At 73.4% G+C, this 12,731-nt stretch carries 14 protein-coding genes; 8 read left to right on the top strand and 6 right to left on the bottom strand.

What is annotated here, in order from left to right:
- Window positions 1-68 precede the first annotated feature (68 nt).
- Window positions 69-965 carry an alpha/beta hydrolase gene (locus Cus16_RS12475; protein ID WP_069712973.1) on the bottom strand — a complete coding sequence of 299 codons (897 nt, stop codon included), beginning with the start codon at window positions 963-965 and terminating at the stop codon, window positions 69-71.
- 67 nt (window positions 966-1,032) lie between these two features.
- Window positions 1,033-1,581 carry a TetR/AcrR family transcriptional regulator gene (locus tag Cus16_RS12470; protein WP_069713037.1) on the bottom strand — a complete coding sequence of 183 codons (549 nt, stop codon included), beginning with the start codon at window positions 1,579-1,581 and terminating at the stop codon, window positions 1,033-1,035.
- Between the two features lie 47 nt (window positions 1,582-1,628).
- Here Cus16_RS12470 and Cus16_RS12465 point away from each other — a divergent pair, with 47 nt between their 5' ends.
- The 5 genes from Cus16_RS12465 (at window position 1,629) to Cus16_RS12445 (ending at window position 6,842) form a co-directional block, all read left to right on the top strand.
- On the top strand, window positions 1,629-2,768 hold the full coding sequence (locus Cus16_RS12465; RefSeq protein ID WP_189319595.1) for an MFS transporter: 1,140 nt from the start codon (window positions 1,629-1,631) through the stop codon (window positions 2,766-2,768).
- A 10-nt stretch (window positions 2,769-2,778) separates the two neighbouring features.
- A complete protein-coding gene (locus tag Cus16_RS12460) occupies window positions 2,779-4,056 on the top strand; it encodes a sensor histidine kinase (RefSeq protein WP_069713036.1) in 1,278 nt (425 codons plus the stop codon).
- Window positions 4,038-4,757, top strand: a complete 720-nt coding sequence (locus tag Cus16_RS12455; RefSeq protein WP_069712971.1) for a response regulator — start codon at window positions 4,038-4,040, stop codon at window positions 4,755-4,757. Before Cus16_RS12460 ends, Cus16_RS12455 begins: the two co-directional genes overlap by 19 nt.
- A gap of 130 nt (window positions 4,758-4,887) precedes the next feature.
- Window positions 4,888-5,769 (top strand): ABC transporter ATP-binding protein, encoded by an 882-nt coding sequence (locus Cus16_RS12450; RefSeq protein ID WP_069712970.1) that lies wholly within the window; start codon window positions 4,888-4,890, stop codon window positions 5,767-5,769.
- Window positions 5,766-6,842, top strand: coding sequence for an ABC transporter permease (locus tag Cus16_RS12445; RefSeq protein WP_069712969.1), 1,077 nt, complete (start codon window positions 5,766-5,768; stop codon window positions 6,840-6,842). The genes Cus16_RS12450 and Cus16_RS12445 overlap by 4 nt, the downstream gene beginning before the upstream one ends.
- 265 nt (window positions 6,843-7,107) lie before the next feature.
- On the opposite strand, the gene Cus16_RS12440 is transcribed toward Cus16_RS12445, so the two are convergent.
- Complete coding sequence (locus Cus16_RS12440) at window positions 7,108-8,172, bottom strand: YeiH family protein (protein WP_069713035.1); 1,065 nt, start codon at window positions 8,170-8,172, stop codon at window positions 7,108-7,110.
- Between the two features lie 53 nt (window positions 8,173-8,225).
- Between Cus16_RS12440 and Cus16_RS12435 the strand changes: the two genes are divergently transcribed.
- Complete coding sequence (locus tag Cus16_RS12435) at window positions 8,226-8,843, top strand: hypothetical protein (RefSeq protein ID WP_069712968.1); 618 nt, start codon at window positions 8,226-8,228, stop codon at window positions 8,841-8,843.
- Window positions 8,844-8,846: 3 nt separating this feature from the next.
- Here Cus16_RS12435 and Cus16_RS12430 read toward each other — a convergent pair whose 3' ends face one another.
- Window positions 8,847-9,458 carry an LppP/LprE family lipoprotein gene (locus Cus16_RS12430; RefSeq protein ID WP_069712967.1) on the bottom strand — a complete coding sequence of 204 codons (612 nt, stop codon included), beginning with the start codon at window positions 9,456-9,458 and terminating at the stop codon, window positions 8,847-8,849.
- A 173-nt stretch (window positions 9,459-9,631) separates the two neighbouring features.
- On the opposite strand from Cus16_RS12430, the gene Cus16_RS12425 reads away from it, so the two are divergent.
- Window positions 9,632-9,973, top strand: coding sequence for a hypothetical protein (locus Cus16_RS12425; RefSeq protein ID WP_069712966.1), 342 nt, complete (start codon window positions 9,632-9,634; stop codon window positions 9,971-9,973).
- A gap of 94 nt (window positions 9,974-10,067) precedes the next feature.
- On the opposite strand, the gene Cus16_RS12420 is transcribed toward Cus16_RS12425, so the two are convergent.
- Window positions 10,068-10,922: an ABC transporter permease subunit gene (locus Cus16_RS12420; protein ID WP_069712965.1), complete on the bottom strand. Its 855-nt coding sequence runs from the start codon at window positions 10,920-10,922 to the stop codon at window positions 10,068-10,070.
- On the bottom strand, window positions 10,919-11,839 hold the full coding sequence (locus Cus16_RS12415; protein WP_069712964.1) for an ABC transporter ATP-binding protein: 921 nt from the start codon (window positions 11,837-11,839) through the stop codon (window positions 10,919-10,921). The genes Cus16_RS12420 and Cus16_RS12415 overlap by 4 nt, the downstream gene beginning before the upstream one ends.
- Before the next feature lie 228 nt (window positions 11,840-12,067).
- Between Cus16_RS12415 and Cus16_RS12410 the strand changes: the two genes are divergently transcribed.
- Complete coding sequence (locus tag Cus16_RS12410; protein ID WP_069712963.1) at window positions 12,068-12,526, top strand: DUF4383 domain-containing protein; 459 nt, start codon at window positions 12,068-12,070, stop codon at window positions 12,524-12,526.
- Window positions 12,527-12,731 lie beyond the last annotated feature (205 nt).

Raw genomic sequence — 12,731 nt, 5'->3', positions numbered from 1 at the left:
CGGGAGGCCCGCCCAGGGTGACGCGCGTGCGTCACCCTGGGCGGGCCTCCCGTCCGTCCACGGCTCGCTCAGGCGGTCAGGTGCCGACCCAGGAACGCGATCTGGTCCGGCGCCGTCCGGCGCCAGTAGGCGCGGTCGTGGCCGCCGGGCTCGAGGCCGCCGGCCGGGGCGACTCGGAAACCCTCGCGGTAGGCCCGCACCGCGGGCTCGAAACCGTCCCCGGTGCCGCAGTCGACCCGCACCGCGACCCCGTCGAGCGCGCGCTGCCGGCCGAGCACGGTGTTCGCCCGGAAGTCCGCCGCGTCGTCGAACGCACCGCGGGCGGTGTCCCCGGCGGTCGTCCAGAGGGCCGGGCTGAGCGCTGCGACGACCCGCACGCGCTCGGCGCCGAGCACACCACCGAGGTGCAGTGCGCCGTAGCCGCCCATCGAGTTGCCGGTCAGGCCGAGCCGCGTGGTGTCGAGGCCGCGGTCACCCAGGAGCGGCAGGAACTCGTCGACGACCATCGACGCCGGGTCGTCCCCGTCGGCACGGCGGTGCCAGTACCGGTTGCCCCCGTCGACCGCCGCGACGGCGAACGGCGCGCCCCCGCTGCGCAGGTGCGCGGCGAGGAAGCGGTCGTACCCGAGCGCGTTCCCGGAGAAGGTGCGGTGGTCGCCGCCGTACCCGTGCAGGGCGACCGCGACGGGCAGCGGCGTCGCCGAGGGCGGTGCGGCGATCGTCCAGCCCACCGTCCGACCGCCCCGTGCCGCGGAGACGAACGTGCCCGAGGTCGAGGGCACCGGCGGCACGTCCGGGATCCTGCCGGCGGGACCGTCGAGGCCGAGCACGCGGTACATCGTCGACCGACCGGGGAGGAGCCGCTGGTCGACCGCCTCGAACGCCCCACCGGCCAGGAGCAGCGAGCCGCCGGCGGCGAGGAGCGCGCGACGGGTGATCGTCGTGGCGCGGGACGGGGTCGGCACGTGCTCATCGTGTCGGGCGGGAGGGGTGCCCCGCTGCGCATCCGCCCGGACGGAGCCGTGGGAACGCTCAGGGAAGGAGCGCCTCCGCGACCGCGCGGGCGGTCGCGGAGTCGGCGCCCGGGTCGCGGAGGCGCATCGCGAGCGATCCCGACACGACGAGCAGGAGCTGTGCGGCGAGCGCCGGAGCACCGTCGCCGACGAGCGGGCGGGCCGCCTCGGTGAGCCGCCGTCGGAGCGTGTCGGTCTCGCGGTCGAGGACGGTCCGGAGCTCATGCGGCGCATCCACGTACTCGGCCGCGGTGCCGAGGAAGGCGCACCAGCGCGAGCCCGTCGGGGTGGACCGGAACGCGTCGAGCGCGTCGAACACGGCGAGCAACCGTGCGCGGTCGTCCGTCGCCCGATCGACCGCACGGTCCCAGGCCGCGGTCCACTCGTCGTGGCGGCGGTCGAGGGCCGCGGCGACGAGTGCCTCCTTGCTCGGGTACCCCCGGTAGAGCGTCGCCGACGACACCCCCGCGCGCTCGAGGACGGCGTCGATCGGGGTCGCCGCGATCCCCCGGGTGAAGAAGAGCTCCTCGGCGGCGTCGAGCACCCGCTGCTCGGTCCCTGGACGCATCACCACGCAGCCAGCCTAGGGTCGTACAAGTGAAACGATCGTTTTCATTGTCGGACCGCCTCCTGCTCGTCGCCGGACTCGGACTCGTCGCCGCGACCTACGGGCTCGTGCGCCTGGCGTACGGGCTGTTCCTGCCCGACGTGCAGCACGACCTCGGGTTCTGCGCGGACGTCGGTGGCGCGGTGTCGTCCGGCGCCTCCGTCGTCTACTGCGTCGGTGCCGTCGCGGGGTCCGTGCTCGCGGCACGGGCGGCGCGGTGGCTCGTCGTCGCCGCGACCCTCACCGCCGGCGTCGGTGCGCTCGTGATGGCGTCGAGCCCGACGACCGCGGTGTTCGGGACCGCCGCCGTCGTCGCCTCGGCCGGGGCGGGCCTGGCGTCGCCGGCGATGGTGCAGCTCGTGACCGACCGCATCCCGGCGGACCGTCGCGGGCGGGCGCAGGCGGTGGTGAACTCGGGGACCGGGCCGGGACTCGTCGCGGCCGGGGTCCTCGCACTCGTGCTGCTGCCGGAGTGGCGCACCGCATGGGCGGTGGCCGGCGTCCTCACGCTCGCCGTCGGCGCCGTGCTGTTCCTCGCCGCGGGCCGTCCGGAGCGCGGCGGGACCCCGGCGCTCCCCGGGAGGTCGTGGTTCGTCGCGCAGACGGTCCCGGTCGTCGTCGCGCTGCTCTTCGGCGCGGGGTCGGCCGTCGTCTGGACCTACGGCCGATCGACGCTGGTCGACGCCGGGGTCCCGACGACGGCGACGGTGGTCGCGTGGATCGCGCTCGGTGTCGGTGGTTCGACCGTCGCGGCGACGGCGCGGTGGACGAGTGCGATGTCGCCCCGACGTCAGTGGGTGCTGACGACGACCGTGGCCGCGGGGGCGGTGCTCGCGCTCGGGCTCCTGCCGGGGTCGGTCGCGGTCGCACTCGCGGCCTGCGCCCTGTTCGGCTGGGGGTACACCGCGGCGACCGGCGCGCTGATCGCCTGGACCGCGGCGATCGACCCCGAGCAGGTCGCAGCGGGCACCTCGGTCCTGTTCGTCGTGCTCGTCGCCGGGCAGGCCGTCGGCGCCGCGGTGGCCGGGGTGCTCGTCGGGACGGTCGGGACGACCACGACGTCCGTGGCCGCGGCCGCGCTCGTCGCGGTGTCGTCGGGGCTCTCGCTCCGCACCGGGGACCTGCGGACGACGGTCGCCACCCGCTAGCGTGGACCGCATGGGGCGGACGACGGAGGAGTGGTCGAGGCTGCCCGTCGGGCGCCGGGAGCACCGGCAGGACGCCCTGCTCGCACTCGTCCTCGGCGTCGGCCTCTCGCTGACGACGACGCTGTACGGCGCGGCCGGGGTCTACGGTGACGAGCAGGCAGCGTGGTGGGTCTCCGCGCTCATGGTGGTCGCGAACGCCGCACCGATCGTGTTCCGCCGCCGCTGGCCGATGACGGTCGCCGTCGTGTCCGCGCTGGCCTTCACGGCGACGCAGCTGCTCCACGTGCCCGAGATCGTCCTCGTCAACTTCACCCTCTTCATCGCGCTCTACACGGTCGGCGCGTGGTGCTCCGACCGCGTCCGCTCCGAGGTCGTCCGCTGGGTCGTGATCGGCGGCATGTTCGCCTGGCTCTTCCTCGCCATCTCGTTCGGGTGGTCGGTGCCGAGCGCCCTGCCGAACGACGACGACGCGCTCATCCCGCCCTACGTCGCGTACTCGCTCGTCAACGTCCTCATCAACGTCCTGTACTTCGGCGGCGCCTGGTACGCCGGCAACCGAGCCTGGTCGGCCGCCCTCGCCAAGCACCAGCTGGCGGAGCGCACGGACGAGCTCGCGGCGGAGCGAGAGCGGACGGCAGCCCAGGCCGTGACGCTCGAGCGCGTCCGGATCGCCCGCGAACTGCACGACGTCGTCGCGCACCACGTCTCGCTGATGGGCGTGCAGGCCGGCGCCGCCCGACGGGTGGTCGACCGCGACCCCGCCCAGGCAACGGTGTCGCTCGGCGTGGTCGAGGACAGCGCCCGGACGGCGGTCGAGGAACTCCGGCGGATGCTCGGCACCCTGCGCGAGGACGACCGGACCGCGGGCGGAGCGGGCCCGACGGACACGGCGCCCAGCACCGCCGGGCTCGGACGGATGCCGGAGCTCGTCGAGGCAGCGCGCACCGCCGGCCACGCTGCCGGGTACGTCGTGGTCGGCACGGACCGTCCGGTCCCGCCGACCGTCGGGGCCGTCGCCTTCCGGATCGCGCAGGAGGCCGTCACGAACGTCCTCAAGCACGCCGGGCCGACGGCGCGGGCCGACCTGCGGCTGCGGTACCTCGACGACGGCATCGAGGTCGAGGTCGCCGACGACGGGCACGGGGCCGGCGCGGCGCGCGACACGAGCGGCAGCGGACTCGGGCACGTCGGCATGCGCGAACGCGTGGCCGCGGTCGGTGGCCGGATCGAGATCGGGCCCCGCGCCCGGGGAGGGTACCTGGTGCGGGCATGGCTGCCGACGACCTGACGATCGTGCTCGCGGACGACCAGGACCTGGTCCGGGCGGGCTTCCGCGTCATCCTCGAGTCCGAACCCGGCTTCCGGGTGGTCGGCGAGGCCGCGAACGGAGCCGCCGCAGTCGAGGCCGTCGTCGCCCTCCGACCCGACGTCGTCTGCCTCGACGTGCAGATGCCCGGCATCGACGGGCTCGAGGCCGCGCGGCGCATCGGTGCCCTCCCGGAGCCGCCGGCCGTCCTGGTACTGACCACCTTCGACGACGACGAGGCGCTCTTCGCGGCACTCGAGGCGGGGGCGAGCGGCTTCCTGCTCAAGAACGCCTCCCCCGAACGGCTGATCGACGCCGTCCGCACCGTCGCGGCCGGGGACGCCCTGCTCGCCCCGGACGTCACCCGACGGGTCATCAGTCGGGCGACCGCCGGCCACGGCCCCGGCTGTCCGACCAGCGACCACGCCGGGGCACCGTCGGGCGGCGAGCCCGTGACCGCCGGTGCGGACCCCGTCGCGGCAGCGGGCCTGACCGAGCGGGAGGCCGAGGTGCTCCGGCTGCTCGCCCGGGGGCTGAGCAACGCCGAGATCGCCCGCGAGCTCTTCGTGGGCGAGGCCACCGTGAAGACCCACGTGTCGAACGTCTTGCAGAAGACCGGGGTCCGCGACCGGATCCAGGCGGTCGTCTGGGCCTTCGAGCGCGGCGTCGCCTCCGCGGGCTGACGGACCCCGCTCCCCCGTGCGGTGGAGTCGGGACGGCGGGAAGTCCCGCCTCCCGCCGGAGGCGGGCCGCGCCTCCCGGCCCGTAGCGTCGAGACGTCGGCGAGGACCGCCGGCGGAAGGGGAACGGGCGATGCTCACCATCGAAGGGGTCACGAAGCACTTCGGCGACCGCCGGGTGCTCGACGACGTGGGGTTCACGGTCGGCAGCGGTCGGTTGACCGGCTTCGTCGGCGGCAACGGCGCCGGCAAGACGACGACCATGCGGATCCTGCTCGGCGTCCTGCAGGCCGATGCCGGTCGCGTGTCGATCGACGGCACCGAGGTCGGTCCGGCCGACCGTCGGCGGTTCGGTTACATGCCCGAGGAACGCGGGCTGTACCCGAAGATGCCGGTCGCCGAGCAGATCACCTACCTCGCGCGCCTCCACGGCGTCGACAAGCGGACCGCCGGTCAGCGCACGACCGCGCTGCTCGAGCGTCTCGACCTGGGCCAGCACGCCGGCGACGCCGTCGAGAAGCTCTCGCTCGGCAACCAGCAGCGCGTGCAGGTCGCCGCGGCGCTCGTGCACGACCCCGAGGTGCTCGTGCTCGACGAGCCGTTCTCGGGCCTCGACCCGATGGCCGTCGACACGGTGCTCGGTGTCCTCCGCGAGCACGCCGCCAAGGGTGTGCCGGTGCTCTTCTCGAGCCACCAGCTCGACGTCGTCGAACGGCTCTGCGACGACGTGGTCGTGATCGCCGACGGCACCATCCGCGCCGCCGGGCCGCAGGAGGAACTCCGCCGGAACGCCGGACCGGCCGCGTGGGAGCTCCTCGTCGACGGCGACGTCGCCTGGCTCCGTGACGAGGCCGGTGTCACCGTCCGCGAGTTCGACGGCGGGTACGCCGTGTTCGAGGCCGACGACCACACGGCGCAGCGTGTCCTGCAGCGCGCCGTCCAGCACGGCACCGTGGGGTCCTTCGCCCCGCGGGTCCCCCGTCTCAGCGAGGTCTTCCGGGAGGTCGTCCGATGACCAGCCACTTCGTCGACGCCGTCCGGCTCGTCACCGTCCGCGAGATCCAGGCGCGGGTCCGCAGCAAGGCCTTCGTCGTCTCGGCCGCGATCCTGGTGCTGGCCGTCGTCGCGTCCGTCGTGATCGCCGGCATCGTCGGCAAGGCGACCGCGGACGACACCACGCCGGTCGCGGTGGTCGACGGCGTCTCGATCCGCTCCGACGACGGGTTGTCCGTCACACCGACGCGGACCGTCGCACAGGCGGAACGCCTGGTGCGCAGCGGTGACGTCGACGCCGCGATCGTGCCGTCGGACGACGTGATCGGCTACGAGGTCGTCGGTCTCGAGGACGCCCCGACCGACGTCGTCCAGGCCCTCAGCGTCGCGCCCAGGGTGGAGCTCCTGGAGCCCGGCGCCCTGTCGGCGGGTCTGGTGTCCGCCATCGGCATCCTGTTCGGTGTCGTCTTCTTCACCTCCGCGGTGACCTTCGGGTCGTCGATCGCACAGAGCGTCGTCGAGGAGAAGTCGACACGGGTCGTGGAGATCCTGATGGCCGCGATCCCCGCGCGGGCCCTGCTCGCCGGGAAGGTGCTCGGCAGCAGCATCATGGCCTTCGCGCAGATCATCGCGATCGCGATCGCCGGCGCCGTGGCACTCGCCGTGACCGGGCAGACCAACTTCTTCTCGATGCTCGGTCCGAGCGTGCTCTGGTTCGTCGGCTTCTTCGCCGTCGGGTTCGTGCTCATCGCCGCGCTGTTCGCCGCGTCCGCCGTGCTGGTCTCCCGCCAGGAGGACGTCGGCAGCGTGACGATGCCGGTCATGCTGCTCGTGATGATCCCGTACATCCTCATCGTCTCGGCGGCGGACGACCAGACGATCGTGGGGATCATGTCGTACGTCCCGTTCAGTGCGCCGATCGGGATGCCGATGCGGATCTTCCTCGGGACCGCCGAGTGGTGGGAGCCGATCCTGTCGCTCGTGGTCGTCGCCGCGTCGGTCGTCGTCGTGGTCGCCGTGGGTGCACGCATCTACGAGAACGCGCTGCTGCGGACCGGCGGGCGGGTGAAGCTGGCGGAGGCGATCCGGGGCTGACACCGCCGGACGGACGGACGGACGGGCGCGCCCCGCTCAGCGGCGACGCGAAGCGTCGCGCGGGGCGCGCCGACCGAGCCTGCGAGGGAGGGCGGCGCCGGTTGGTACCGCGCCTCCCGTCCGTCGTGTGGCCGGTGACGGCCCGCACAACGCTCGGCACGTCGCGCCACGGGATCGCGTGGCGCAACGTGCCTCCGGTTGCGCGGGAGCGCCCAGCGCCAGGCGGCTGCCAGCGCCCGATCCCACTCCCGCTCCCGCTCCCGCGTCAGAGCTGCCCGAAGGCCGCCTGCACCCCGAGACTCGTGACCGCGACGAGCACCCAGAGCGCGATGCCGAGCAGCATCGGACGGAACCCGGCACGGCGCAGCGCCGCGAAGTCCGTCGAGACCCCGACCGCGGCGAGCGCCACCGTGATGAGGAAGGTGGCCGCGGTGGAGAACCCCGGGGCCACCGACGCGGGCAGGACCCCGACGGTCCGGAGCAGCACCACGACGAGGAAGCCGACCAGGAACCACGGCACCAACCGGAACACGCGGACGCCCCCGGCGCGACCCGGGCCGTCGACGGAGGCGGGCCGCGAGCGGGCGGTGCGGCGGGCCTCCAGACCGGCGAGCCCGACGACGATCGGGATGATCATGAGGGTCCGGACCAGCTTGACGACGACCGCGGTGTCGGTCGCCTGGCGCCCGTAGATCGTGGCCGTGGCGACGACGGAAGAGGTGTCGTTCACGGCGGTACCGGCGAAGACGCCGAAGGCGTGCTGCGACAGCCCGAGGGCGTGGCCGACCAGGGGGAAGACGAAGACGGCGGCGATGTTGCAGAGGAAGATCGTCGACAGGGCGTAGGCGACCTCGGCGCTCGCGGCACCGACCACCGGCGTGACCGCCGCGATCGCCGAGGCGCCGCAGATCCCGGTCCCGACGCCGATGAGCGTGCGGAGCGTGCTCGAGACCCGGAGCAGCCGTCCGATCCCCCACGCGGCGACCAGGCACACCACGAGGGTGGTCAGCATCACGGGGAGGGTCTCGCCGCCGGTGCGCAGGACCTCGCCGATCGAGAGCTGCGCCCCGAGCAGGACGACCGCGGCCTGCAGCACCCGGCTCGACGCGAACTTCACGCCCGGCTGGAGCCCGCCGAGGTCCGCCGCACCGCCGTCCTCGTGCCGCCGACGCCGCACGAGCCACCCGACCACCGCCCCGAGCAGGACGGCCGGCACCGGTCCGCCCACGACGGGGAAGGCGCGGCCGACCAGGGTCGCGGCGAGGCCGATCACGACGGCGAGCGCGACACCGGGCAGGGCGGCGACGACCGCCGGACGGGACAGGGGCATGACGACCAGCATCCCACCGCGGTGCGTCCAGGGGGCGCGGGCAGGATGGCGCCGTGCAGGTCGAGTCGTCCCCGTGGGTGCAGCGGCTGCGGGACGGGGTGGTCCCGCCGCTCCGGCCGTTCGTGCTCGGAGCCGTGGGTCTGCTCGCCCTCTCGGTCGGCGTGCTGGTGTTCGAGGCGCTGCACGCGGACGCGATCGCGTCTGCCGGTCGCGTGTCGGTCGTCGTCATTGTGCCGTTGCTCGGCGCCGTGTTCTGCGTCGTCGTGCCGATCAGCGCATGGCGCGACACCCGACAGGACCGTCGAGCCCTCGCGCACGCCCATCGGCACGGGCAGCCGGCGTTCCACCTGCCGGTCAGCGCACGCGGCATCAGCGCACCGCAGGACCTGCCCGACCGGCGGATCACCTTGTTCACCGTCGACGGCTCGGGGCTGCTCGGCTGGACCGCCGTCTCGCCCGACCCGGTGATGACCATCCCGTGGTCGAGCATCGAGCGGATCGACCTGGCGACGAAGGACGACCGCGGCCGTCGCGTGGACTACGGGCTCTGGCTCACGACGACCGACGGGGCGGTGGTGCTGCAGCCGCGGTCCGCCCTCGGGCGGCCGTTCGAGGCGGGCCAGCCGAAGCTCGACACGCTCCGACGGGTGCTGCGGTCCCTGCGCCCCTGATCGTCAGGGCGTCGGCGGGACGTCGCCGGTCATCTCGACGCGACCGGCGCCGTCGTCCCACGTGTAGGTCGCCGTCGCGCGACCGGTCGGGTCGGCGTTGCTGTCCGAGGGCATCGCGTAGCGGTACTCGACCCGGAGGGCGTCCGGCGCGGTGCGCGTGACACCCGGCACGAAGGCGTACTGCTCCTTCGTGGCGGTACCGAGGTAGGTGCCGTCGTGGAAGAGCAGGACCGCGACCGGCGAGCTGGCGGTGGCGTCGACCACCGAGACCGTCACCGCCGAGAGCGCGGCGCACCCGTCGTACGCCGTGGTGTCGGCACGGGACGCGTCCCATCGAGCGCCCTCGAGCCCGGCCGGCACCGGCAGGTCGGCGATCGGTCCCGCAGCCGCAGCGGCACCGTCGGCGGGACCGCACGTCGGGGTGGACGACGGGGTCGGCGACGGGGTGGACGACGACCCCGCTCCGGTCGCGGTCGTCGGCGAGGCCGCAATGGTCCGCGTCACGGTGGCGGTCGGGTCGGAGCCGGCACCACCGGTGCACCCGGCGAGGGCGACGGCGCCGGCGACCGCGAGCACGAGGAGGCCGGTGGTGCGGACGGTGCTGGTGGTGCGCATGGGTCCAGGATGCTCGCCGCGCTCTCCGGATGTCCGTCCACCGGGCGCACCGTGCCCTGGTTGGACACCCGGGCGAGGCGTACCATGCAGCCGGAAGCAAGGGCGGTTCCAGTCATTCCCCGACGCCCTGACACCCGAGGGCCCGGGTCGAGCAGACCAGATCAGAGCACGCCGTGACCGAACACCTCATCGAGTACGTCGCCCGCGACCGCACGGGCATCACCGCCGTCGTCACCACGACCGGCGTCGTCGACGTCGACACCGTCATCGACCACATCCACGCGGGCCACGCCGGGTACTACGTCGCCGCCGACTCGTGGAAGCGCACTCCCGTGCGGAGCATGTCGTTCATCGGCGGCTCGTACCTCTTCGCGAACTGGGACGGGTCGAAGCGGAACATGCTGCACGACCTCGCGTTCCGGATGCCGACGCGCGCCGTGCAGGTCGTCGACCGGCCGGAACGTGGGGGTCGGCTCGGGCGCGCGCTGCGCGCGCTGTTCACGCGGGAGGCCTGACACCGGGCGGAACCACGGAACGGGCGGGACCACGGAACGGACGGGAGGCCCGGTGCCAGCTGGCACCGGGCCTCCCGTCCGTCAGGTCGTCGCGTCAGACGTCGCGCCGCTTGACCGTCGCGAGCGCGAGCGCGCCCAGCGCGACGACCCAGGCGGCGAGGACGCCGAAGCCGGCCCAGCCGTCCAGGACGACACCCTCGGTCTGCTGCGCACCGGACGACTCGTACGTGTACAGCTGACCGCCCGCCTGGTCGGGCAGGAACCGCGAGACGTCGAGCAGCCACTGCTGGTTCACCAGGCTGGCGACGAGCTGCAGCACGATCGGGAGCACGAGGAGCACGCCGAGGGCGATCGCGATGCCGCCGGCGCTCGACCGCACGAGCAGTCCGATGCCGAACGCGAGCAGGGCGATGAGCGTCACGAACACGGACGACCCGAGGATCGGCATGAAGACCGACGGGTCGGCGAGGTCGGCGTGCACGCCCTTGTCCGCCTGGAACAGCGCCACCAGCGCCACCCCGATCCAGGTCGCGACCGCACTGACTACGAAGGTGGCCACGGCCAGGACGACCGCCTTGGCCAGGACCGCACCGGTGCGGCGCGGGTCGGCGGTGAAGGTCGACCGGATCTGACCGGTGCCGTACTCGCCCGTGATGATGAGCACCCCGAGCACGGCCGCCACCAGGACGGTGAACCCGACGGACGCGGTGCTCAGCATGACGATCTGGCGGTTCGCGACCTCCTGGGTCACCTCGGCACCCTCGGGCAGACCGATGACCGGTGCGGAGAGGCCGATGATCGCCGCGAGCCCGATCGTCAGCGCGACGATGATGGCGTAGCACCAGAACGTGGAACGGATGCTGCGGAACTTGATCCACTCGCTGCGGACCAGTCGGCCGGCGCCGAGCCCGACCCGGCCGGGCATCGCGGTGGTCGTCGCGGCGCTCATCGGGTGACCTCCGCCTGGTACTCGACCTCGTCCTTCGTGAGGGCCATGTACGCCTCCTCGAGGCTCGCACCCATCGGGGTGAGTTCGTGGAGCACCGCGCCGGTCTGCGCCGCGACGGTGCCGATCTGCTGGGCGTCGGGGCCGACGACCACGAAGGCGCCGTCCTCGCGCGGGGTGATCGAAATCGCCGCCGACCCGACCGCGGTGAAGAGCCGGTCCGGGTGCGGCGTGCGCACCAGCGTTCGCGCTGCCCCGCCCTGGCCGCTACCGGCGACGAACTCGGCGATCGGGGCGTCGGCGAGGACCTTGCCCCGACCGAGCACCACGACGCGGTCGGCCGTCTGGGCCATCTCGCTCATCAGGTGGCTGGAGAGGAACACCGTGCGCCCCTCCGACGCCAGGTGCCGCGCGAGCTGGCGGACCCACACGACGCCGTCCGGGTCGAGGCCGTTGACCGGCTCGTCGAGGATCAGGGTCTTCGGGTCGCCGAGCAGTGCCGCCGCGATGCCGAGCCGCTGCCCCATGCCGAGGGAGAAGCCCCCGACGCGCTTCTTGGCGACCGACTCGAGCCCCGTCAGCTCGATGACCGTGTGCACCCGGGACTTCGGGATGCCGTGCGTGGCCGCCAGCGAGAGCAGGTGGTTGAAGGCACTGCGTCCGGAGTGGACGGCCTTCGCCTCGAGCAGGGCACCGACCTGGCGGAGCGGGTCGCGGAACGAGCGGTAGTCCTGCCCGTTCACCCGCACGCTCCCCGCGGAGGGGGTGTCGAGGCCCATGATCATCCGCATGGTCGTGGACTTGCCGGCACCGTTCGGCCCGAGGAAGCCGGTGACGATGCCGGGACGGACGACGAAGGAGACGTCGTCGACCGCGGTCTTGGCGCCGTAGCGCTTGGACAGATGCTCGATCTCGATCACGACGGCAACGCTATTGCCGTGTCCGGTCCGGCCGCGTCCCCCCACGGGAGGAGACCGCGACTCATCCCCGAGGAGGACGCCGGATTGCGTGTCGAGGGGGACGAAGTCGGATCGGATCTGACCAATCCGGCTGGACAACTGCTACGAAAGACCTGAGAGACGACGCCACCACCATCGCGCGGTGGCCCGGGAACGTCGTCAGGCGACACATTCGGAAGGACTGGCACCATGACCAGCAACGCAGCAACACGCACCACCGGTTACGGCTCGACGCTGACGCAGAAGGGCGCGCTCCTGTTCGGGGTGGTCTTCCTGATCGTCGGCATCGCGGGCTTCATCCCGGGCCTGACGATGGACATGGGCACCATGTCGTTCGCCGGCAACGGGTCGATGGCGATGCTCCTCGGCCTGTTCCAGGTCTCGGCGCTCCACAACATCGTGCACCTGCTCTTCGGCATCGTCGGCCTGCTCGCCGCGCGCACCGCCGGTGGGTCCCGCTCCTACCTCCTCATCGGCGGCATCATCTACGCCGTGCTGTTCGTCTTCGGCCTGTTCGTCGCGAACATGTCCGGCGCGGCGAACTTCGTGCCGCTGAACAGCGCCGACAACGTGCTGCACGCCTTCCTCGCCGTCGCGATGATCGTGCTCGGCCTGGTCCTCCCCCGCGCCGGTCGCACCGCGCGCTGACCTGTCGGCGGTCCGTCCGGTGCTGGACGGTCCGTCACGAGAGCGGTGGCCACCACGGGATCAGGGGTCACCGGACGCCCCCGTCGCAGCAGCGGCGGGGGCGTCGTCGTGTCCCGGGGTGCGAACGTCCTCCACACGATGTCCGTCCGTCGCCGTCGTCCACAGCGATGTACGGAGTACGTGCGGCCGCTGCGGCGGCTCCCTA

The sequence above is a fragment of the Curtobacterium sp. ER1/6 genome, assembly GCF_001742745.1.
Classification (GTDB): domain Bacteria; phylum Actinomycetota; class Actinomycetes; order Actinomycetales; family Microbacteriaceae; genus Curtobacterium; species Curtobacterium citri.
The sequence above is the reverse complement of the archived record's forward strand: the minus strand, read 5'-3'. Positions and strand labels throughout refer to the sequence as shown.